At 71.0% G+C, this 20,923-nt stretch carries 18 protein-coding genes; 10 read left to right on the top strand and 8 right to left on the bottom strand.

Annotated features, from left to right (window positions below; genetic code table 11):
• Positions 1 to 7: 7 nt before the first annotated feature.
• The 4 genes from ATK30_RS05840 (at position 8) to ATK30_RS46030 (ending at position 2,524) form a co-directional block, all read left to right on the top strand.
• Positions 8 to 679 (top strand): response regulator transcription factor, encoded by a 672-nt coding sequence (locus ATK30_RS05840; protein WP_009075614.1) that lies wholly within the window; start codon positions 8 to 10, stop codon positions 677 to 679.
• A complete protein-coding gene (locus ATK30_RS05835) occupies positions 676 to 1,800 on the top strand; it encodes a sensor histidine kinase (protein WP_101434661.1) in 1,125 nt (374 codons plus the stop codon). The genes ATK30_RS05840 and ATK30_RS05835 overlap by 4 nt, the downstream gene beginning before the upstream one ends.
• 43 nt (positions 1,801 to 1,843) lie before the next feature.
• Positions 1,844 to 2,131, top strand: a complete 288-nt coding sequence (locus ATK30_RS05830) for a type II toxin-antitoxin system Phd/YefM family antitoxin (protein ID WP_101434660.1) — start codon at positions 1,844 to 1,846, stop codon at positions 2,129 to 2,131.
• Positions 2,132 to 2,353: 222 nt separating this feature from the next.
• The gene (locus ATK30_RS46030; RefSeq protein WP_244194529.1) at positions 2,354 to 2,524 is read left to right on the top strand and encodes a PIN domain-containing protein; all 171 of its coding nucleotides are present in this window, start codon (positions 2,354 to 2,356) and stop codon (positions 2,522 to 2,524) included.
• A gap of 54 nt (positions 2,525 to 2,578) precedes the next feature.
• Here ATK30_RS46030 and ATK30_RS05820 read toward each other — a convergent pair whose 3' ends face one another.
• The 3 genes from ATK30_RS05820 to ATK30_RS05810 all read right to left on the bottom strand — a co-directional run bounded on the left by ATK30_RS05820 (position 2,579) and on the right by ATK30_RS05810 (position 7,629).
• A complete protein-coding gene (locus tag ATK30_RS05820) occupies positions 2,579 to 4,180 on the bottom strand; it encodes a PHP domain-containing protein (RefSeq protein ID WP_101434659.1) in 1,602 nt (533 codons plus the stop codon).
• A 140-nt stretch (positions 4,181 to 4,320) separates the two neighbouring features.
• The gene (locus tag ATK30_RS05815) at positions 4,321 to 6,429 is read right to left on the bottom strand and encodes a 3-hydroxyacyl-CoA dehydrogenase NAD-binding domain-containing protein (protein WP_101434658.1); all 2,109 of its coding nucleotides are present in this window, start codon (positions 6,427 to 6,429) and stop codon (positions 4,321 to 4,323) included.
• Complete coding sequence (locus ATK30_RS05810) at positions 6,430 to 7,629, bottom strand: thiolase family protein (protein WP_101434657.1); 1,200 nt, start codon at positions 7,627 to 7,629, stop codon at positions 6,430 to 6,432. It lies immediately after the preceding gene.
• 206 nt (positions 7,630 to 7,835) lie between these two features.
• On the opposite strand from ATK30_RS05810, the gene ATK30_RS05805 reads away from it, so the two are divergent.
• Positions 7,836 to 8,900 (top strand): tetratricopeptide repeat protein, encoded by a 1,065-nt coding sequence (locus ATK30_RS05805; protein WP_101434656.1) that lies wholly within the window; start codon positions 7,836 to 7,838, stop codon positions 8,898 to 8,900.
• Positions 8,901 to 8,936: 36 nt separating this feature from the next.
• On the opposite strand, the gene ATK30_RS05800 is transcribed toward ATK30_RS05805, so the two are convergent.
• Positions 8,937 to 9,908 carry a 3-hydroxyacyl-CoA dehydrogenase NAD-binding domain-containing protein gene (locus ATK30_RS05800; RefSeq protein ID WP_101434655.1) on the bottom strand — a complete coding sequence of 324 codons (972 nt, stop codon included), beginning with the start codon at positions 9,906 to 9,908 and terminating at the stop codon, positions 8,937 to 8,939.
• Entirely contained in the window at positions 9,905 to 11,017 is a 1,113-nt protein-coding gene (locus tag ATK30_RS05795; protein WP_220816449.1) for an NAD/NADP-dependent octopine/nopaline dehydrogenase family protein, read from the bottom strand. The genes ATK30_RS05800 and ATK30_RS05795 overlap by 4 nt, the downstream gene beginning before the upstream one ends.
• Positions 11,018 to 11,322: 305 nt before the next feature.
• Here ATK30_RS05795 and ATK30_RS05790 point away from each other — a divergent pair, with 305 nt between their 5' ends.
• Positions 11,323 to 12,087 carry an IclR family transcriptional regulator gene (locus ATK30_RS05790; protein ID WP_101434654.1) on the top strand — a complete coding sequence of 255 codons (765 nt, stop codon included), beginning with the start codon at positions 11,323 to 11,325 and terminating at the stop codon, positions 12,085 to 12,087.
• 129 nt (positions 12,088 to 12,216) lie between these two features.
• On the opposite strand, the gene ATK30_RS05785 is transcribed toward ATK30_RS05790, so the two are convergent.
• The 3 genes from ATK30_RS05785 to ATK30_RS05775 form a co-directional block, all read right to left on the bottom strand.
• Complete coding sequence (locus ATK30_RS05785) at positions 12,217 to 13,488, bottom strand: ribonuclease D (protein WP_183122892.1); 1,272 nt, start codon at positions 13,486 to 13,488, stop codon at positions 12,217 to 12,219.
• A gap of 71 nt (positions 13,489 to 13,559) precedes the next feature.
• Entirely contained in the window at positions 13,560 to 14,276 is a 717-nt protein-coding gene (locus ATK30_RS05780; RefSeq protein ID WP_033291604.1) for a response regulator transcription factor, read from the bottom strand.
• A gap of 672 nt (positions 14,277 to 14,948) precedes the next feature.
• A complete protein-coding gene (locus ATK30_RS05775; protein WP_167441842.1) occupies positions 14,949 to 15,512 on the bottom strand; it encodes a DUF3000 domain-containing protein in 564 nt (187 codons plus the stop codon).
• A gap of 579 nt (positions 15,513 to 16,091) precedes the next feature.
• On the opposite strand from ATK30_RS05775, the gene hemE reads away from it, so the two are divergent.
• The 4 genes from hemE to ATK30_RS05755 are packed head-to-tail and all read left to right on the top strand — an operon-like array spanning position 16,092 to position 20,693.
• The gene (gene hemE / locus ATK30_RS05770) at positions 16,092 to 17,174 is read left to right on the top strand and encodes a uroporphyrinogen decarboxylase (RefSeq protein WP_101434652.1); all 1,083 of its coding nucleotides are present in this window, start codon (positions 16,092 to 16,094) and stop codon (positions 17,172 to 17,174) included.
• Positions 17,171 to 18,580: a protoporphyrinogen oxidase gene (gene hemG / locus ATK30_RS05765; RefSeq protein ID WP_101434651.1), complete on the top strand. Its 1,410-nt coding sequence runs from the start codon at positions 17,171 to 17,173 to the stop codon at positions 18,578 to 18,580. Before hemE ends, hemG begins: the two co-directional genes overlap by 4 nt.
• A 46-nt stretch (positions 18,581 to 18,626) precedes the next feature.
• The gene (hemQ, locus tag ATK30_RS05760) at positions 18,627 to 19,319 is read left to right on the top strand and encodes a hydrogen peroxide-dependent heme synthase (RefSeq protein ID WP_101434650.1); all 693 of its coding nucleotides are present in this window, start codon (positions 18,627 to 18,629) and stop codon (positions 19,317 to 19,319) included.
• A gap of 6 nt (positions 19,320 to 19,325) precedes the next feature.
• Positions 19,326 to 20,693, top strand: coding sequence for a CoA transferase (locus ATK30_RS05755; RefSeq protein ID WP_101434649.1), 1,368 nt, complete (start codon positions 19,326 to 19,328; stop codon positions 20,691 to 20,693).
• Positions 20,694 to 20,923 lie beyond the last annotated feature (230 nt).

The following is a 20,923-nucleotide window of genomic DNA, read 5'->3' as shown; positions in this document are numbered from 1 at the left end:
TGGTCTCGTGCGAGTTCTGGTAGTCGAAGACGAAGAGCCGTTGGCCGACGCGATCGCCCGCGGGCTGCGGCGGGAGGGCATGGCCGTCGACATCGCGCTCACGGGCGACGACGGGCACGAGAAGTCGTCCGTCACGCGGTACGACGTTGTGCTGCTCGACCGCGACCTGCCCGGGATGTCCGGCGACGACCTGTGCCGCGAGATCGTGACGTCCGGCGAGCTGACGCGTGTGCTCATGCTCACCGCGAGCAGTTCGGTGTCCGACCGGGTGGACGGGCTGTCCCTCGGCGCGGACGACTATCTCGCCAAGCCGTTCGCCTTCCCCGAGCTGGTCGCGCGCGTACGGGCACTGGGCCGCCGCGCGACGCCCGCCGCGCCGCCGCTGCTCACCGCGGGCGACGTCGAGCTGGACCCGGCGAAGCGGACCGTGCGGCGCGCGAGCGGGCCGGTCGAGCTGACCCGCAAGGAGTTCGGCGTGCTCGAGGTGCTGCTGTCCGCCGGCGGTTCCGTGGTCAGCAGCGAAGAACTGCTCGAACGGGTGTGGGACGAGAACGCCGATCCATTCACCACGACGGTCCGGGTCACCGTGATGACCTTGCGCAAGAAGCTCGGCGAACCGGGCATCATCGAGACCGTGGTCGGCTCGGGCTACCGGGTGTCGGTCGCCGGTTCCGAGTGAAGCTTCCCGGTGCCCGCAGCCTGCGGGTGCGCGTTACCGTCCTGGCGACCGTACTGGTCGCCGCGGCGGGGTTGCTGCTGCTGTGGCTGGCCTGGACGCTCGTCGGCGATGCGGTCGACGCCGTGCCGCACATGCCGCCGGGCACTATCGTGCGGGTTGACGGCGTCGACGTGGACGCGTCCACGCTCGCGCAGCACCTGCGCACGCACGCGGTCACCCGGGTGCTGATCTTCGGCTCGCTGGCGTTCTTCTTCGTGGTCGCCGCGGCGGCGATCCTGGCCTGGACGTTCACCTCCCGCGTGCTGCGGCCGCTGCGCGAGATCACCGGGACCGCGCAACGGCTGTCGATCGAGTCGATGGGGGAGCGCATCGGCGAGATCCGCTCGCGCGACGAACTGGCCGAACTGGCCCGCACGTTCGACGCCATGCTCGACCGGCTCCAGGACGCGTTCGATTCGCAGCGGCATTTCGTGGCCAACGCGAGCCACGAATTGCGCACGCCGCTGTCGGTGATCCGCACGGAATTGGACGTCACGCTGTCCGACGAACACGCCGACGAGGCCGAGTTCCGCCGGATGGCCGGGGTGGTCCTCGACGCGACGAACCGGGCGGGGCAGCTGGTGAATTCGTTGCTGCTGCTGGCCAGAACCGACGGGGCCGGGCTCGCGACGCGCGAACTGGTCGACCTGACGGTGCTCGTGGAACGCGCGTGGTCCGCCGTGCGAGGCGAGGCTGAACAGCGGGGCCTGCGCGCGGATTTCTCGATGCAACCGTCGCCCGCGATCGGGGATCCGGCTTTGCTGGAACGGATTGCCGGGAACCTGGTCGAGAACGCGGTACGACACAACGTCGACGGCGGCTGGATCGAAGTGTCGACCGAGCCGGGCGCGCACTGGTCGACGCTGCGGGTGCGCTCGTCGGGCGGGTTGCTGGACCCGGCGGCGGTGCCGGAACTGTTCCAGCCGTTCCGCCGCGCGGGGGTCGCCCGGACGGCGCGTTCCGGTGCGGGGCTGGGATTGTCGATCGTGCGCGCGGCGGTGCAGGCACACGGCGGAACGGTGTCCGCGGAGCCGGTGGTCGGTGGCGGACTGGCGGTGACGGTGCGGTTGCCTGCCACGTAGCACGCCTGTAGCACTCTTGCTGAAAAGGTGCTACAGATTTGTCATGGCGCATTCCATCGGTCAGCGAGAGCTGCGCAACTACAATGCGAAGATCATGCGGCGGGTGGAAGCGGGCGAGATGTTCATCGTGACCCGCAATGGAAAACCGGTCGCCGACCTGGTGCCGCACCGCGTCCAGGAAGAACCGCGGCGAAACCGGACCCTCGGCGAGATCCAGGAAGCTTTCCGCGGGCTCCCGCCCATGGACAGCGCAGAATGGCACCGCGAACGAGAGGCCGACGACGCTGTCTTCGGCCCGGACGGCCTGGGCGAGCCCGGGGAAGAACGGTGACAGTTCCTGCCCGGGTGCTGCTCGACACCTCGGTGGTCATCGATCTCGAACGCCTCGACCTGGGTTCGTTCGCGTCCGCGGCGGCTGCCGTCAGTTCGGTGACCATCGCGGAGCTGGCCTATGGCCTCGCCACCGATGATCCCCTCCGCCTCGCGGAACGGGTCGAGCGCTACCACACTGCTCTCGAACAGTTTCGCGCCCTGCCGTTCGCCGTAGGCGAAGATGTACGGCACGGCTGCCGCACTGGTCCGCCGGTTCGGGCGGGATCGTCGCCCCCGCCGCATGGACCTGCAGATCGCCGCGACGGCGGCCGTGCAGCGGATCCCATTGCTGACCAGAAACCCGAAGGACTTCGTCGGGCTCGACCGGCTGCTCACTGTCGTCGGCATCTGACTCCGGCCGGGCAGGCGCGGCCGGAACCGCGCCTGACCTGATGCTTAACTGTCCTCAGTAGACGTCGACGAACGTCGGATTCCCGTACAGCCAAAGGTCTTCGTACGGATTCGCCTGCCCGATCACGTCCATCGCCGGTTCGATCCCGCCAGCGACCTGCCGATTCCCGTCCGTTCCGCGCACTCGCACGTAGAACGGCTCCCGCACATTGCGGAACGTGTGCTTAAAGGTCACCCGCCGACCGGCGTATCCGCGCGAAGGCGTGAACGACTCCACCACTCGCGTACCCGGCGCCGTCATCGTGTCGCGATCCGCTGCCGGGCCGGTGACCGGGCCCGCGATCACATCCAGCCGACCGAGCCGCGGCACTGAACCTGACCCGTTCGGCCGGTACGCGGTCACCGCCGACACGACGACCGTCACCGTCGAGCCGCGGCGCACGCGCAGTCGTCCGCCGAAGGTCGCGCAGTCGCCATCGCCGTGGACGCCGGCTTCCAGCTGCTGCACCAAATCGCCGTGAGACAGCCAAATTCGCCCCGCGCGCAGGCCCTCCAGCACGCCCTCGAAACCCGGCCGCCGCACGCCGACCACGGTGCGGCTGAACTCGCCGGGGTAGAAATCGGCGTACGGCGCGGACAATTGCGGGACCCCGCTGTCGACCGGGTCCGGGTACTTGCCGGTCTGCTCGTACCAGCCGTCCGGCACCGCGGGCCGCACGAGCTGGTCGCCGCGGTTGTAGTGGGAGTCGGAGTTCCTGGTGATCCACCACGGTTTTCCTTCGGCCAGCAGGGAATCCCACAGTCCGCCGACCTTCGCGGTGGTCCAGTCCCAGCCGCCGAACGTGCGGTACGCTTCGGCCGGGAAGCCGGGCCACGAGTTCGCACCGGGGTTGTTGGCGTAGCCGCCCCGCGCGCCGCCATTGCCTTGCGGCTTTGGGAATCCGTCGGCCTGTGCGCCGGGAGCGCCTTCCATGCCGATCACGATTCCGGGCGCGGTGTCGCGGTAGTTGCGCAGTTCGTGCGGCGACACCCGGCCGTTGCGCAGCGGGTGGTTGATCAGCACGACCGGCGCGTGGATCCGACGCGTGCGTTCCTGTTCGGCGAGCCACCGCAAACCGTTGAGCGCCAACGTTTCGTGCTCCGGGCTGGAGGATTCGGAACCCGTCAGCCGCCAGTCGAAACTGCGCTCGAACTCGCGCAGCACGCTCGCCTGCTCGCGCCCCGCCTGGAAGAACAGCGTCGCGTGCTCCGCGCCCGGCACGTTCCACTCCATGCCTTGCCACAGCAGCAGATCCGGATGCCTCCGCTGCGCGGCGAGCACGTCACGGCTGGTCGGCTCCACCGACGACTTCTCGTGTGTCGCGTGCCCGTGGTCAGTGAAGACGACCCATTTCGCGCCGTGCTCGCGCGCGCCGGCCGCGATCCGGTCGATGGTGTACATCGCGTCGTACGAATACTGGCTGTGCGTGTGGTGATCGCCGACGACCCACTGGTAACGGCGGCCGAACAGCCAGTCGAGGTCCAGCCCCAGATCCAGGTCTGCCGCGTCGGCCCGGCCCGAAGCCAGGACCGGCGCCCCGGCCGCGACGGCGCCGACCAGCCCCGCGCGCTTGAAGAATCCGCGACGGCCGAGGCCGTCCGGGTTCGTGCTGTTCATCCTGCTCCTGACCTGCTCGAAAGATTCGGCAGGACGCTATGGGGCAGCGGTGAACGGCTGGTGCCCGGAAGGTCACGAAGTGCTCGGTGTGTCCGGGTTCACGGCGGAGCCGCCCTGCGCGGGGCGGCTCCGCCGAGGCGTTACGCCGGAACCGAAGCGACGCCCTGGGAGAGGAACGGCTTGCCGTTGACCCGCTCCGAGACGCCCGACCGGTCGAGGTACGGCGTGATGCCGCCCAGCCAGAACGGCCAGCCCGCGCCGAGGATCAGGCACAGGTCGATGTCCTGGGCCTCCGCGACCACGCCCTCGTCGAGCATGATCCGGACCTCCTCGGCGATCGCGTTCAGCGCGCGGTCGCGGACCTGCTCCGCGGTGGACGGCTGGTCGCCCTGCTTCCACAGTTCGGCGACCTCCGGGTCGACCGACGGCGTGCCGTTCGCGTCCCAGGTCCAGACGCCCTTCTTGCCCGCCTTCACGAACCTCTCGAGGTTCTCGCTCACGGTGAAGCGGTCCGGGAACGAGCCGTGCAGCGTCTCGCCGACGTGCAGCGCGATGGCCGGGCCGACGAGCTGCATCAGGTTCAGCGGCGACATCGGCAGGCCGAGCGGCTCGAGCGCGGAGTCGGCCACGTCGAACGGCGTGCCCTCGTCCACCGCGACCAGCACCTCGCCGAGGAAACGCAGCAGCAGCCGGTTCACGACGAACGCCGTCGCGTCCTTCACCAGCACGCTCGACTTCTTGAGCTGCTTGCCGACCGAGAACGCGGTCGCCAGCGTCGCGTCGTCGGTCTTCTCGCCGCGCACGATCTCCAGCAGCGGCAGCACGGCCACCGGGTTGAAGAAGTGGAAGCCGACCACGCGCTCCGGGTGCTGCAGCTTCGAGGCCATCGCGGTGATCGAGAGCGAGGACGTGTTCGTGGCCAGAATCGCCTCGGGCGAGACGTGCTGCTCCAGTTCGGCGAACACCTGCTGCTTCACGCCCAGCTCTTCGAAAACGGCCTCGATCACGAAGTCCGCGTCGGAGAACGCGGCCTTGTCGAGCGAGCCGGTGACGAGTGCCTTCAGCCGGTTCGCGCCGTCCGGCGAAACCCGCTTCTTGGCCAGCAGCTTGTCGATCTCCTCATGGACGTAGCCGACGCCCTTGTCGATGCGCGCCTGGTCGACGTCGGTGAGCACCACCGGAACCTTCAGGCGGCGCACGAACAGCAGCGCTAGCTGGCTGGCCATCAGGCCCGCGCCGACGATGCCGACCTTGTTCACCTTGCGCGCCAACGACTTGTCCGGCGCACCGGCCGGCCGCTTGGCCCGCTTGTTGACCAGGTTGAACGAGTACAGCCCGGCGCGAAGCACGTCCGACATCAGCAGCTCGGCGAGCCCGTCGGTCTCCGCCGCGTAACCGCGGTCGAGGTCGTTCTCCCGCGCCAGTTCCAGCAGTTCGACAGCCTTCGTCGCGCCCGGCGAGGCACCGTGGGTGCGACCGTCCACGATGGACTTGGCGCGCGCGATAGCGGCGTCCCACTCCGCGCCGCGGTCGATTTCCCGGCGAGCCGGGGTGATTTCACCGTTGACGACCTTGGCCAGCCACAGCAGCGACTGCTCGAGGTAGTCCGCGGAACCGAAGACCTCGTCGACGATGCCGAGTTCGGCGGCCTTGCGCACGTTCAGCATCTTGTTCTGCGCCAGCGCGTTCTCGATGATCACGGTGACGGCGGCGTCCGGGCCGATCAGGTTCGGCAGCAGCTGCGTGCCGCCCCAGCCCGGGAACAGGCCGAGGAACACCTCGGGGAACGCGATCGCCGCGGTGTTCTCCGACAGCGTCCGGTAGTGGCAGGACAGCGCGAGCTCGAGCCCGCCGCCCATCACCGCGCCGTTGACGAACCCGAACGTCGGGATCTTCGACTCGGTGAGCCGCCGGAACACGTCGTGCCCGGTCTGCGCGATCTCCCGCGCCAGCTTCGGGTCCGACACCGCCTCGACGCCGGACAGGTCCGCGCCGACGGCGAAGATGAACGGCTTGCCGGTGACCGCGATCGCGGCGGGCTCGGCGGCGAACGCCTCGTCCAGCGCGGTGTTCAGCGCGACGAGACCCTGCGGGCCGAAGGTGTTCGGCCGGGTGTGGTCGTGCCCGTTGTCCAAAGTGATCAGTGCGACCGGCTTGTCCAGCCCCGGCACCTTGACCAGGTTGGTGACCGCGTTGGTCACGACCTCGTCCGGGAACGCCGCCTTCGCCTCTTCAGCGGTGAAAGTCATTTACTTCGCCCCCTCAGAGCCGTTGTAGGCCGGGTTTTCCCAGATCACGGTGCCGCCCATGCCGATGCCGATGCACATCGTGGTGAGGCCGTAGCGCACGTCGGGGCGCTCGGCGAACTGGCGGGCCAGCTGCGTCATCAGCCGCACGCCGGACGAGGCCAGCGGGTGGCCGCACGCGATCGCGCCGCCCCACTGGTTGACTCGCGGGTCGTCGTCGGCGATGCCGAAGTGGTCGAGGAACGCGAGCACCTGCACCGCGAACGCCTCGTTGATCTCGAACAGGCCGATGTCCTCAATGGACAGACCGGTGCGCTGGAACAGCTTCTCGGTGGCCGGCACCGGGCCGATGCCCATCACCTCCGGCTCGACGCCGGCGAACGAGTAGCCGACCAGCCGCATCCCGATCGGCAGGCCCAGCTCGCGCGCGGTGTCCTCGTCGGCGAGGATCGCCGCGGTCGCGCCGTCGTTGAGACCGGCCGCGTTGCCCGCGGTGATCCGGCCGTGCGGACGGAACGGCGTCTTCAGCTTCGCCAGCTGCTCGACGGTCGTGCCCGGGCGGGGCGGCTCGTCCTCGGTCGCGAGTCCCCAGCCGAGTTCCTTGCTGCGGGTGGCGACCGGAACCAGCTCGGGGCCGATCTTGCCGGTCTTCACGGCCTCGGCGTAGCGCTCCTGGCTGCGCGCGGCGAACGCGTCCGTGCGCTCCTTCGTGATCTCCGGGAACCGGTCGTGCAGGTTCTCCGCGGTCTGGCCCATCACGAGCGCGGTCGGGTCGACCAGCTTGTCCGCGACGATCCGCGGGTTCGGGTCGACGCCCTCGCCCATCGGGTGGCGGCCCATGTGCTCGACGCCGCCGGCGATGGCGATGTCGTACGCGCCGAAGCCGATGCCGCTCGCGGTGGTGGTCACCGCGGTCATCGCGCCCGCGCACATCCGGTCGATCGCGAAGCCCGGCACGGACTTCGGCAGCCCGGCGAGCAGCGCGGCGGTGCGGCCGATGGTCAGGCCCTGGTCGCCGGTCTGCGTCGTCGCGGCGATCGCCACCTCGTCCACGCGCTCGGGCGGCAGCTCCGGATGCCGCCGCAGCAGCTCGCGGATGGCGTTGACGACGAGGTCGTCCGCCCGGGTCCCGGCGTACATGCCCTTGTCGCCCGCCTTGCCGAAGGGCGTGCGTACCCCTTCGACGAAGACGACATTGCGCACCCCTCGCGCGGCGGGCGCGAGCGGCGGCGTAGCTGGTGCGGCCACGAATGCTCCTGAAGTCGAGAGTGTTCCTGTCCCGCACCCTAGCCCTTGTTACCGGTGGGTAACCAGGGGAGTGGCCCAGTCGAGTGGGGGACGGCACACTCCCGGGGAGCTGCCGGACGGCTGAAGGAGGACTGAACCGCTGGCCAGGGCAGACTGTCCAGGTGAGATTCCTCCGCCCGAAGCCAGAGCCCGCTGACGAGGTCGCCGCGCTGCGGGCCGCCCTCGCGAAGGCGCGCAACCCGAACAGCGTGCCGAACCTGCGCCGGCGGTTCCTGCTGGGTCAATTGCTGGTCAAGAACGAGGACTGGTCGGCGGCGGAGCGGCATTACGCGGACCTCGTGCCCGCGTTGACCGAAACCTTCGGTCCGCGCGGGCCGGAGACCCTTGCCGCGTGGGCGAATCTGGCGCACTGCCAGACCTCGCAGGGCCGTCCGGCGGAAGCGATCCCGCTGCTGGAACGGACCGCGGAGCTGTTCGAGGAAACGTGGGGCGCGCGCCAGCCCGCGACGTTCAAGACCCAGCTGTTCCTCGCGGAAGCCTACGGCGTGGCGGCGCAGTACGAAGACGCGCTGGCCGTGGTGGACGCGCACGTCGACTACTGCGCGGCCGAACTCGGCCCGGCACACTCGCTGACGAAAGCCGGACGCCGCCGGAAGATCACCATGCTGCGCACGCTGACCCGCTATGAGGCGGTCGGACAACTGCTGGCGGACGAGGATTCGCTCTGTGCGACCGACGAGCAACGAGACGCGATCCGCGGACTCCGTTTGGTCGTGCAAGCCGAAACCGGAGATCCGGAGCCGGCGATCGCACCGATGCGCGAACTGTTCGGGAAGCGGCCAGAGCTGGCGGAGTCCCTGGCGGCCGTGCTCCTGAAAGCAGGGCAAGCCTCCGAGGCAGCCGTCCTGCTCCGCCAGGTCCTGGCCGAGGCACGAGGCCGAGGCGCGCTGGTCGTCCGCAGCACGCTCGCGCGTGCCTGCGTAGAGAGCGGCGAGCTGGACGAAGCCGAGCACTGTGCGCGAACCGTGCTGGCCGCCGGTGCTTGGCCGGCAGGACATCCGATCGTGCTCGGCCTCCGCGCGACGCTGGCCCGGGCCGCCGCCCGACGGGGCGACCGGGTGAGTGCCGCCGCGGAGCTGGAGTCCGTGGTCGCCGGGCTTGCCGCAGTCTTCGGCGACACTCATCCGCTCACTGTCCAGGCAGCCGGATGGCTTGAGGAGTGCTGACGGCCGCGGGCCCGAACCCGCGGCCGCCGCCGAGGATCACTCCTCCGAACCGTCCTCCGGGCGCACCGGAACCGGTGTCCCGTCTCGCAAATGCGGTTCGCGCAGCCGGAAGATCTCCTCGAACTCCCGTATCCGCGCCGCCCGGTAATCCGGCACTCCGGCCGGGTCGAAGCGGTAGAACCCGGTCCCGTCCTGGAGGCCTCGCCGCTGGCCGGTCATGTTCTCCTCGACGATCGCGGGCGCCTGGAACCGTTCGCCGAGTTCGCCGGTCAGGTAGCGCGAGGCGTAGTACAGGATGTCGCCGCCGCCCCAGTCGATGAATTCCAGCGGCCCCAGCACCGAAAACCGCGGCCCGAGCCCGGCGCGGACCGCGAGGTCGATCTCGGCGGCTCCGGCCACCCCTTCCTCGACCATCCGCGCGGCCTCGTTCATCAGCAGCGCCTGCAGCCGCGGCACGATGTACCCGGCGGCAGGTCCGCACACCACCGGCACCTTGCCGATTTCGCGCAGCAGCTCCACGAGCCGGTCGACCGCGGCCGGATCGGTGCCGTCGCTCCGGCTGACCTCGACCAGCGGCATCAATTCGGCCGGGTTGAGCCAGTGCGCGTTGACGACCCGCTCCGGCCGGTCGGCGAGCTCCGCGATCTGCGTGACCAGAAAGGTCGACGTCGTCGAGGCCAGCACCGCCGACTCCGGCACCTGCGAGCCGAGCCAGCCGAACACCTCGCGTTTGATCTCCATGACCTCCGGCACGGCCTCGAACACCACGGTCGCGTCGGCGAGTTCCTTCGCCGAACGGTCGCCCAGCGTCAGGCTTTCCAGCGCGTCCGCGTGGCCGGACATCGCGCGCAGCCGGTCGGCGAGGCGCTTGCGGACCTCGTCGCGCCGGAGCTGGCGTTCCTCCTCGGTGCGGTCCTTGACGTCCGCGAGCAGTACCGGATGTCCCGCCGCGAGGAAGGCCAGCGCGATGCCCTCGCCCATCCTCCCGGCGCCGACGATGGCGATCACGACTGGACTCCGTCCCGCAGCAGTTCGGTCAGACCGGCCCGGTCGAGATCCGCCAGTCCGAGGTTCTCGAACGTCCGGCCCTCGGCGTAGAAATCGCGGCCGGTGACGGCGGAACCGAGAGCCAGCAGACCCGCCGCGACCGGCGTCGGCACGCCGGCCCAGCGGCCCGCGGACACCAGCAGCGACAGGCCGAGCCGTGTGTCTTCCACCATGTAGCGGTGCGTGTGGAGGTCGATCTTCTCGCGCCAGTCGCCGCTGTCGGTGAGCCGCTCGTGCGCCGCCCGGCCGTACATCCATTCCTCGCCGTCAGTCGCGTAGTGGTCGGCCAGCGGGAAGTGCGGCGCGCCGTAGCCGAACGCTTCGCGCAGCGCGACCCGCTCGGCGTCGAGCGCGTCGGTGACCCGGCGGATCGACGGCTGCGTACCCTCGTTGTGGATGTCCCAGGCGGCGAAATGCTCCAGCGGACCGGCGTTCATCGTGATCAGCGGCGGATGGATGATCGGGCCCGCGTTCATCAGCGCGCCGCTGAGCCCGTCGCCCGCGTCCTCGATGCTCGGGTAGGCCTCGCGCAGGGTTGTGAACGCGCTTTCCGCCAGCCGCAGCGGGAAAACCCCGGTCGGCAGACGCGTCGCGTACCCGCTGATCACCACTTCCGCGTCACCGTGCCGACGCGCGAGATAAGGCAGCGTCCCGGCTTCGGCGAAGGCGATCTCCGAGCTTCCGCCCGCCGCGGCGACGGCCTTCGCGAACACCATCGAACCGAACGTGCCCGGCGGCAGGAGAACCACTTGGCCCTCGGTCAGCAGCGGTGCGAGCCGGGGAGCCAGGTCGTCGTGCGTGGTCGACGGCAGCGGGATCACGATCAGGGCCGCGCCGCGCACCGCTTCGGCGAGGTCCGTCACCGGGTTGATCTTCCCCGTGCCGTCGCCCACCGGCACCGAGCGGGAACCCCGGTAATCCCGGACCTCCACCGCTCCGGCTGCGCGCACCGCTTCCAGTGCCTCGGCGTTCCGCCGCCACCAGCGCACTTCGTGGCCGTGCTCGGCGAGTTCCGCCACCGTGGCCCAGGAACCGTGCCCGCCCCCGAGCACCGCGATCTTCACTTTCATGTGCTCCTGTCTAGTGTTTCTCTACTGTCCCGCCGACCGCACCTTCTCACGGGTCGCCAAGGCCGGTCTCGGCCCACAGCCGATCTCGCTGCTCGCGCAACCCGGGCGATCGTCTCGATCGCCGGGCCCGGATCGCGCTGCCTGCGAGGAAATCCGAACCCCCGGTGCCCATGCACGGCGAGCGTCACTCCCGCTCCGAGCCCGAGACCCGACCCCGCCCCGGTGATCACCACTGACTCGCTCGGCCGACCCACGCCCGCAGTGTCGCTTGCGCCGCGGCCCGGCCTCAATCAGACTTCCGCCACATGGAAGCCAGGCCCACCTCGGCGGCGCGGCTGCTGTCGGTGCTGGACTGCTTCAGCGCCCAGACACCGGTGCGGTCCCTGACCGAAATCGCCCAGGCGGCGGGTCTCCCGTTGAGCACGGCGCACCGGCTGGTCGGCGAACTGGCCGAGTGGGGCGCGCTGACCCGCGACGAACACGGCGGCTACCATCTCGGCCTGAAACTGTGGGAACTGGGCTCGCTGTCGCTGGCCCGGGCGTCGATGCGCGAAATCGCCCTGCCGTATCTGGGCGACCTGTTCGATGCGACCGGTGAAAACGTGCATCTGGCCGTCCTGGACGGAACGGACGTCGTGTTCCTGGCCCGGCTGGCCGGACACCGCTCGGTCGAAATCCTGACCACGACCGGCAGCCGCCTGCCCGCGACCACCACCGCCACCGGCCGGGTCCTGCTCGCGCACGCCGCTGCGGACGTCCGCGAATCCGCGCTGACCAGCCCGATCGCGGCGGAAACCCAGCACACCACGACCGACCCGGAGACCCTGCGCGCCGAACTCGCTGACATCGCGCGCGCCGGATACTGCGTCGCCGACCGCCAGCTCGCTGACGACGCGGTCGCCGTCGCCGCCCCGATCCGCGACGCGTCCGCCCGGGTCGCCGCCGCGGTCGCGGTCGTGGGCCGCCGGGAGACAACGTCAGTGGCCCACCTGGTGCCCGCGGTGGTCACTACGGCGACTGGCGTGGCGCGGTCGCTCGGATATCGCCGACCGGCCCGTCGCCGCGTCTGATCCTGGTCTTCACGTCGTCCGGGATGAACCGCCGAAGCTTGCCGAGAGGGCGGTACTGCTCTGGGACAGACTCAGCCAAGGATCCGAAGGTCTCAACCTCACCTAGAGGTCTGAACCATCCGAAGCAGGTCAGGAAGCCGTGCTGGCCAACGCCTTGCTCAACGCCGCCGCCGTCAGCTCCACCTGCCACGGCCGCGCCCCGCCTGCTCGCAGCGCTTCCGCGACCGAGTCCTCCGAGAGGTCGGCCGGCGGTCGCCAGCAGGTGCGCCGGACGAGGTCCGGCAGCAGGAGGTTCTCCACCGGCAGCTTGCGGTCCTCGGCGATCGTGGCCAGCGCGGCACGCGCGGCGGTGAGCCGGGCAGCGGCGTCGGGGTCCTTGTCCGCCCAGCGGTTCACCGGCGGAGGGCCGTCGGAAGGCTGGTTCGGGCTCGGCAGCTCGCTCGCAGGCAGTGCTTTGGCCGCCTGCAGGTGCCGCAGCCAGCTGGCGGTGTACTTGCGCTGCACGCGTCCGCTGAACACCGGCAGCTTCTGCAGTTCCTCGACTGTCTTCGGGTCCGAGGTCACCGCGTTGACGATCGCGCTGTCGGGCAGGATCCGGCTCGGCGCGCGGTCGCGCTTGCGGGCCAGTTCGTCGCGTGCCTGCCACATTTCCCGCACCGCGGCGAGGCCGCGCGGGCTGCGGATCTTGTGCACTCCGGAGGTCCGGCGCCACGGTTCGGCGCGCGGCGCGGGCGGGGGAGCGGTGCGGACGGCCTCGAACTCCTGCTGCGCCCACTCCAGCTTGCCCTGCGCCGCCAGCTCGGCTTCGAGCTTCGCGCGCAGTTCATTGAGCAACTCGACGTCGAGCGCGGCGTAGTTGAGCCAGTCGACCGGCAGCGGACGTTTCGACCAGTCCGCGGCGCTGTGCCCCTTTTCGAGCGTGTACCCGAGCAGCAGCTCGACGAGCGTGCCCAGCGCCACGCGTTCGTATCCGGCCAGCCGTCCGGCCAGCTCGGTGTCGAACAGCGACCGCGGGTGCAGGCCCAGTTCCGCGAGGCACGGCAGGTCCTGGGACGCGGCGTGCAGCACCCATTCGGTGTCGTTGAGGACGTCCCGCAGCGGGGCGAGGTCGTCGGCGAGCGCGATCGGGTCGATCAGCACCGTGCCGGAGCCTTCGCGGCGCAGCTGGACGAGATAGGCCTTGGGCCAGTACCGGTAGCCCGACGCCCGTTCGGTGTCGACGGCGACGGCGCCCGTGCCCTCGGCGAGCCGCGCGCACGCCTCGGCGAGCGCGTCGGGATCGGCCACGACCGGCGGGGTGCCTTCCGCTGGTTCCCGGAGCAGCACCGGCGTTCGGGAGGCCCCGGAGGTGTCGGTGGTCTCGTCTCCGGTCCGGGCTCCGTCCGCCTGTGCAGTTCCCATGTCCGACGACCCTACGGGACGGGCGGACCGCGCCTGGTCCGCCCGCCCCGCGGGGACGTGGTTCGTCGTCGTCAGCGGATCACGCCGGCTCGCATCGCCAGCGCGACCATCTGAGCCCGGTCGCCCGTGCCGAGCTTGCGCCCGATGCGGGACAGGTGGGACTTGACGGTGAGCGCGGAGAGGGAAAGCTCCTCCCCGATCTCCTTGTTCGACTGCCCGTCCGCGACGAGCTGGAGCACCTCCACCTCGCGAGCCGACAGCTCGCGCGGCGTGTTGTCGGTGCCCGCCACTCGCGTGCCAGTCGCCAGGACCGGGGCCACGCTCGGGTCGGCGTAGACGCCGCCTTCGAGAACCCGGCGCACGCCGTCGGTGACGACCACCGGCGATGCCGATTTCAGCAGGTACGCCTGAGCGCCGGCCTGGAACGCGGAACGCACCGCGTACGGGTCGTCGGAGGATGCCAGGACCACCACGCGCGGCCAGCCGTGGCTACGGAGTTCCGTAACCAGTTCGATGCCGCTGCCGTCCGGCAGTCCGAGATCGAGGATCGCCAGGTCGCACGGGCCGGTGGCCTGTGCTCGCGCCCTCGCCTCGGCCACCGTGGCGGCCTCGTGGACAGTGCCCGCACCCATCTGTGCGAGTCGTGCTGCGATTGCCTCCCTCAACAGCGGGTGGTCATCGACCACCAACACGGAAAAAAGTTCTTCCCGCGGGTGCGGAACCATGCTCGCCGGCAAAGCACCGGCTGGCGTGGATCGGACGGCCTGAGATAAGCCGACGGTAGCCACGTCACTACCTCCCTGGAGTCGGTCGTGCCCCCCGACCGGCACCGGGACCTTCGGCCGTTCAGCCGCGCCAGCTTTAGACCGAAAGTGGTGTCGTCCCAGGCACTGTAGCCGTCCGGACGCCGTTGCGGGGGGATCGAATGGGTATCTATCCGAAACAGTTCGTCACTCAGCGAGTTCGTTGTAACACGATCGGACTAAGGATCGGAGTCTTGTTAACGACTGACGACCGGGCCGCGATGCACCAGAGTTATCGGTATCGAAACGGGCGTGCAGATGGCCCGTGCACCTGCGGGTGCTGCCGGAGCCGGGCCGCCGCGCCGTCGACGCGGACCCGGAAATGCGCCTCGGCCGGGGCAAGATCATTTTCTTTCATGTTTTGCCGCGCGCACCTTCCCGGCGTCGGACGTCCGTCGGAGGCGTCCGAAAGGGCCCTGGAACGGCGTCGGAGCTGGTTACCGGGGGTTCACTGGCTGTGATCGCGCCCGGCCACGAACGTGCGGCATCCGGAGCAGCGGGTGCCGCGGTCCACGATGGACGGTCGGCGGCAGACGCCCGGAAGCGCCCTCGAAGATCTCCGCGGAGCGCTCCGGGGGCCCGGATCCGCCCGCGAAGGCGCGTTCGTGCGCGTGCAAGCGCCCCGAAGGCGCTGCCCGACCGGGTGAACTTAGGAAATCAGGAGCTCTGCCGCTGCTCGAACAGCGTGACGCCCACCGGAGGCAACCCCACGACGCTCGCCATCACCTGGCAGAACGCGAGCCCGTGCGGTCCGAGCGCGGCGTCGGTGGGGGTCCAGGACGCCCGCAGTTCGAGGTCGTCGGTGCGGGCCGGGCCGGAGATGTCGCCGAACCGGGCCGAGGACGTCTCGGTGACCGTGCCCCCGAGCGCCTTCCACGACGCGCCGGAGGCCTCGAGCGCGTCGGTGAGCCACGACCAGCCGACCGCGGGCAGGAACGGGTCGGTGGCCAGTTCGCGGTCGAGCTCGGCTCGCACGTACATGACCAGCCGCAGCACGCCGTCCCAGCCTTCTTGGCCGTCCGGGTCGTGCAGCAGCACCAGCCTGCCGGACGCCAGCACGTCGGCCGGTCCGGAGACGTCGCAGCTCAACGCGTAGGACCACGGCGCGAGCCGCTGCGGCGCGCGCATCGTCTCCAGGCGGATCTCCGGGCGCGGCCGGACGGCTTGCAGCGCCGCGACGGCTTCGCGGAAGAGATCGGGCACTGGCGTCATCGCGGTCACGCACCGACTGTAGGGCGGCGACGCCCCGTTGCGGACGCAGGCGCGCCGAGCGAGACCCACCCGCGACCCGCGGAGCGGTTCCGGCCGCCGTTGGCCAAGCGCTCCGCCCTCCGCGCACTCCGCCCCCGCGCACACCGGCCCTCGCACTCCGGCCCGCCTCGCGCTTTGCCCCCGCGCACCCTGCCCGCCGCGCGCCCGCCCCGGCTCGCGCTCCGTCCGTTGGGCACCCCGTCCGCGGGGCACTCTGCCCCCTCGCCCTTGGCCTCTCGCCTCGTGCGCGCCGCGCCGTCCATCCCACCGCGGCTGTCCCGTTCCCTCGGGCCTTGGCCTCCCCGACTGGTTCGCGCCGCCTGTCCCGTCCGCCGCCTTGCCCTCCCGCCACGCTGGCTACCCTGTCTCCGCCCCCCTTCCCGGCCCGCCCCAATGCCGCATCCGGTGCGGCACGCAACGAATGCGGCATGGCGACCGGCTGCACCCTGCCGAATCCGCAGCGACGCGCGCGGGACGCCGACGCCGCGGATCCGGGGCTGGGCTCGTTGGGCACGGGGTGGCCCGGGACTGTCGGACCCGCGTGGGACCATGGGGTTCGTGCCTCAGGTTTCGTCCGCGCCCGCCGGCGCTCCGTCCGTTTCGCCCCGTCGCGCCCTGCCCGGCTCGGCTTTCCTCGCCGCCGCGCGCGGGGAGCGGCCCGCGCGCGTCCCGGTGTGGTTCATGCGCCAGGCCGGTCGTTCGCTGCCGGAATACCGCGCGCTGCGCGAGGGCGTGCCGATGCTCGACGCGTGCTTCGACCCGGAGATGCTCGCCGAGATCACGATGCAGCCGGTCCGCAGGCTCGGCGTCGACGCGGCGATCCTGTTCAGCGACATCGTCGTCCCGCTCAAGGCGGCGGGCGTCGACATCGACATCGTGCCCGGCACCGGCCCCGTCGTGGCCTCGCCGGTCCGCGACGCCGCCGCGGTGCGCGCGCTGCCGAAGCTGGAACCGGAGCAGGTCGGGCAGGTCGCCGAGGGCGTCCGGCTGCTGGTGGAGCGGCTCGGCGAAACGCCGCTGATCGGGTTCGCCGGCGCGCCGTTCACGCTGGCCAGCTACCTGATCGAGGGCGGCCCGAGCCGCAACCACGAACACACCAAGGCCTTGATGCACTCGCAGCCCGAGGTCTGGCACGACCTCGCCGCGCGCCTCGCCGACATCGCCGCCACGTTCCTGCGCGCCCAGCTCGAGGCTGGCGTCGACGCGGTGCAGCTGTTCGACTCGTGGGCCGGTGCGCTGTCCGAGCGCGACTACCGCGAGTTCGTGCTGCCGCATTCGAGCCGGGTGCTGGCCGTGGCCGGGGAGTACGGCGTGCCGCGGATCCACTTCGGCGTCGGCACCGGCGAGCTGCTCGGCGCGATGCGGGAGGCGGGCGCGGACGTGGTCGGCGTCGACTGGCGGATCCCGCTCGACGTCGCGGTCCAGCGGCTCGGCGGCAACGTGGCGGTGCAGGGCAACCTCGATCCGGCGCTGCTGTACGCGTCGTGGCCGGTGCTGGAGGCTGAGGTGCGCCGGATCGTCGAAGAGGGCCGCGCCGCACGCGGGCACGTCTTCAACCTCGGCCACGGCGTGCTGCCGAGCGTCGACCCGGAGGTGCTGAAGCGGGTCGTCGACCTGGTGCACTCGCTGTGAAGCACGTCGCGGTCGTCGGCGGCGGGATCTCCGGGCTGGCCGCTGCGTACCGGCTGCGTCGGCTGCTCGGGGACCGGGCGCGGATCACCGTTTTCGAGAGCACGGCGGCGATCGGCGGGAAGCTGCGCACGGCGGAGGTCGGCGGCGTCAGCTATGACGTCGGGGCCGAAGCGTTCCTCGCCCGGCGGCCCGAGATGGTTTCGCTGGTCGAGGAGGTCGGCCTCGCGGATCGCCTGGTGCATCCGACGAAGGCGCGCGCCAAAATCCACGCTGGCGGTTCAGTGCAGAGCTTGCCGCCCGGCACCGTGATGGGAGTCCCGGCGTCCGCGGACTCGGTCGCGGGTGTGCTGTCCGAAGACGGGCGGCGCGCGGTCGAGAAGGAGCGCTCGCTCGGCCCGGTCGATCTTGGCGACGGCGATGTGCCGCTCGGTCCGTTGCTGCGCACGCGGTTCGGAGACGAGCTGGTGGACCGGCTGGTCGACCCGCTGCTGGGCGGCGTGTACGCGGGCGGTGCCGACGGTCTGGGCCTCCGCGCGACGATGCCTGGCCTGGCCAACGCGATCGAGGGCGGCGCGGGTTCGCTCACCGAGGCCGCGTCGTCGCTCCTGCCGAAAACGCCGGGCACCGCACCGGTTTTCGGCAGCCTCACCGGCGGCCTGCGGGGATTGCTCGACCGGTTGCTCGAGCTGTCCGGAGCCGAGCTGCGTACTTCGTCGACGGTCCGCGCGCTGACGCGGACACCGTCCGGCTGGCGTCTCGAGTTCGGGGCTGCCGCGCCTGCGCACGCACCTGCCGACAGCCCGGTCGAAGCGGACGCGGTCCTGCTCGCGGTGCCCGCGCCGGCCGCCCGGAAACTGCTCGACGGCGTGGTCCCGGTGGCTTCGACGGCGTTCGCCGAGGTCGAACTGGCGTCGATGGCGGTCGTCGCGTTCGCGTTCCCGCCGGGTACTGAGCTGCCCGACGCGTCCGGAATCCTCATCGGCGCGGGGGAGCGGGACACGGAAGGCGTGCCGTACGCGTCCAAGGCCTTCACGTTTTCGTCAAACAAATGGGCGCACCTTGGCGAAGCCGGACCGGTGCTGGTGCGCGGTTCGGTCGGCCGGTTCGGCGAGCCCGGCGCTCTGAACGGCGACGACGATTCGCTGGTCGCGGCGGTCCGCTCGGATCTGGCCCGGCTCGCCGGCGTCACCGCGGAGCCGATCGACACCTTGGTGACGCGCTGGGGAGGCGGCCTCCCGCAGTACGGCACCGGGCACCTGGAGCGGGTGACGCGGATCGAGACGGCTGTGTCGGAGATCCCGGGCCTGGCTGTGGCAGGCGCCACGCTGCACGGCGTCGGACTGCCCGCGTGCGTGGCCACGGCCGATGCTGCCGCTCGGCGGATCGCGGAGCAGCTCTTCGTGTGACGGAGCCCCATGGCGATCGCCGGGCGGACAGTGCCAGGATGGAGTCATGGCGCGGCTGAATTACAACGAACTCAACGACACGATCCGCTACACCACGTGGTCGGTCTTCCGGATCGAACCGGGGAAGTTGGGGGAGGACCGCGGCGCCGCGGGCCGCGAGACGGCCGAGTACCTCGACGGGCTCGAGGCCAAGGGCGTCGTCGTCCGAGGCGTGTACGACGTGTCCGGCCTCCGTGCCGACGCGGACTACATGATCTGGTGGCACGCCGAGGAGATCGAGCAGGTCCAGGCCGCCTACACCGGGTTCCGGCGCACGCCGCTCGGCCGCGCGTCCACGCCGGTCTGGAGCCAGACCGCGCTGCACCGGCCCGCCGAGTTCAACAAGAGCCACGTGCCGGCGTTCCTGGCCGGCGAGGAAGCGCGGAAGTACATCTGCGTGTACCCGTTCGTCCGGTCCTACGACTGGTACCTGCTTCCGGACGAGGAACGCCGCAAGATGCTGGCCGACCACGGCAAGGAGGCGCGGGACTACCCGGACGTGCGCGCCAACACCGTCGCGTCGTTCGCGCTCGGCGACTACGAGTGGATCCTCGCCTTCGAAGCCGACGAGCTGCACCGGATCGTCGACCTGATGCGCCACCTGCGCAACACCGAGGCCCGTCGCCACGTGCGCGTCGAAATCCCGTTCTACACCGGCACGAAGGTGCCGCCCGCCGAGCTCGTCGCGGCTCTGCCGTAACCGCCGGTGCAGGACGTACTCGCCGGGGCCTGGCAGTCGCTCGCCGGGGAACCGTTGCCCGCCGTGTCCCTGACCGGCGACGAATCCGTGCTGCCCGGACACTTCCGGGTACCCGCCATGGCGAGCGCCAGCATCGCCGCGGCCACCCTGTCCGCCGGTGAACTGCTGCGGTTGCGCGGCATCGACCCGGGCACGGTGTCGGTCGACACCCGGCACGCCGCAGCCGCGTTCCGCAGCGAGCAGCTGTTGCGCATCGACGGCGAGCCCGGCCCGAGCCCGTGGGGCCGCATCGCGGGCGACTACCGCGCCGCCGACGGCTGGATCAAGCTGCACTGCAACACCACCCGGCACGAGGCGGCGGTCTGCTGGGCGCTCGGCGTCCCGGCCACCCGTGAAGCAGTCACGAAGGCCGTGGCCGGGAAAACCACGGCCGAGGTCGAATCCGCCGTGGTGACCGCTGGCGGCGCGGCAGCGTTGATGCGCTCGCGCGAGGACTGGCTGGCGCACCCGCAAGGCCAGGCTGTCGCGGAACTGCCGCTGGTCGAGCTGAACCGCATCGGGGACGCGCCGAAGCGGACCCTGTTCGACTCGGACCGTCCGATGGGCGGCGTCCGCGTGCTGGAGCTGACGCACGTGCTCGCCGGACCCGTCGCAGGTCGCGTGCTGGCCGCGCACGGCGCGAATGTGCTGCACGTCGGTGCCGCACACTTGCCGCGGATCCCGGTGCTGACCATGGATACCGGCCAGGGCAAGCGCTCGGCGTTCATCGCGCTCGACACCGAAGGCGGCCGCGCGAAGCTGAAGAAGCTCATCGCCCGCGCGGACGTCCTGCTCCAGACGTTCCGCCCCGGCGCACTCGCCCGGATCGGCTTCGGGCCGGAACAACTCGCCGAACTCCGGCCCGGCCTCGTGGTAGCGGACGTGTCGGCCTACGGCTGGACCGGCCCGTGGGCCCGCCGCCGCGGCTTCGACAGCCTCGTGCAGATGTCGTCCGGCATCGCCGAGGAGTACGCGACGGATGCACCGGCTCCGCTCCCCGCGCAAGCGCTGGACCACGCCACCGGCTGGCTGACCGCCGCCGCCATCATGACGGCGATCCGCCGCACAGTCACCGACGGCGGCACCTGGCATGCCCGGCTTTCCCTCGCCGGCACCGGACGGTGGCTGGATTCCTTGGGCCGCAAGGACCCGGAACCGTCCGAAGTGGACTACACGGACCTCATGGAGACGGTCGACAGCGACTTCGGCCGGATGACCCGCGTGCGGATGGCCGGAGAGCTGCCGGGCGCGCAGCCGCACTGGGACCACCCGACGCACCAGCCCGGCGCGGACACCGCGGTGTGGTCGCCGGTCGTGCCCCAGCCGGTTTCGTAGGCGTCGCCAGGGTTGTGGGTGGCCACGCTGGCAGCGCGGATACCCACGGGCTGAGCTGGTCTCGCGGGAGCCGTATGGGCGGGAGTGCCGCGCCGGTCTCGTGTGGTCTCGCCAGTCAGATGAGCGCTGTCGGCTTCGCGACAGCCGCACCGGGTCTCGCGTGAGCGCCACCAGGTGCGCGAGTGCTGCACGAGTCTCGTGTGGGCACCCTCCAGTTCGGTGAGTCAGCC

This window comes from Amycolatopsis echigonensis, from assembly GCF_002846615.1.
Lineage (GTDB): Bacteria > Actinomycetota > Actinomycetes > Mycobacteriales > Pseudonocardiaceae > Amycolatopsis > Amycolatopsis echigonensis.
The sequence above is the reverse complement of the archived record's forward strand: the minus strand, read 5'-3'. Positions and strand labels throughout refer to the sequence as shown.

What these genes read in the sequence shown, in the direction of transcription:
- ATK30_RS05830 (WP_101434660.1), top strand. Translation starts at nt 1,844, where the DNA reads ATGGCGCATTCCATCGGTCAGCGAGAGCTGCGCAACTACAATGCGAAG.
- ATK30_RS46030 (WP_244194529.1), top strand. Translation starts at nt 2,354, where the DNA reads ATGTACGGCACGGCTGCCGCACTGGTCCGCCGGTTCGGGCGGGATCGT.
- ATK30_RS05820 (WP_101434659.1), bottom strand. Translation starts at nt 4,180, where the DNA reads ATGAACAGCACGAACCCGGACGGCCTCGGCCGTCGCGGATTCTTCAAG.
- ATK30_RS05815 (WP_101434658.1), bottom strand. Translation starts at nt 6,429, where the DNA reads ATGACTTTCACCGCTGAAGAGGCGAAGGCGGCGTTCCCGGACGAGGTC.
- ATK30_RS05795 (WP_220816449.1), bottom strand. Translation starts at nt 11,017, where the DNA reads ATGAAAGTGAAGATCGCGGTGCTCGGGGGCGGGCACGGTTCCTGGGCC.
- ATK30_RS05790 (WP_101434654.1), top strand. Translation starts at nt 11,323, where the DNA reads ATGGAAGCCAGGCCCACCTCGGCGGCGCGGCTGCTGTCGGTGCTGGAC.
- ATK30_RS05785 (WP_183122892.1), bottom strand. Translation starts at nt 13,488, where the DNA reads ATGGGAACTGCACAGGCGGACGGAGCCCGGACCGGAGACGAGACCACC.
- hemE (WP_101434652.1), top strand. Translation starts at nt 16,092, where the DNA reads ATGGGGTTCGTGCCTCAGGTTTCGTCCGCGCCCGCCGGCGCTCCGTCC.
- hemQ (WP_101434650.1), top strand. Translation starts at nt 18,627, where the DNA reads ATGGCGCGGCTGAATTACAACGAACTCAACGACACGATCCGCTACACC.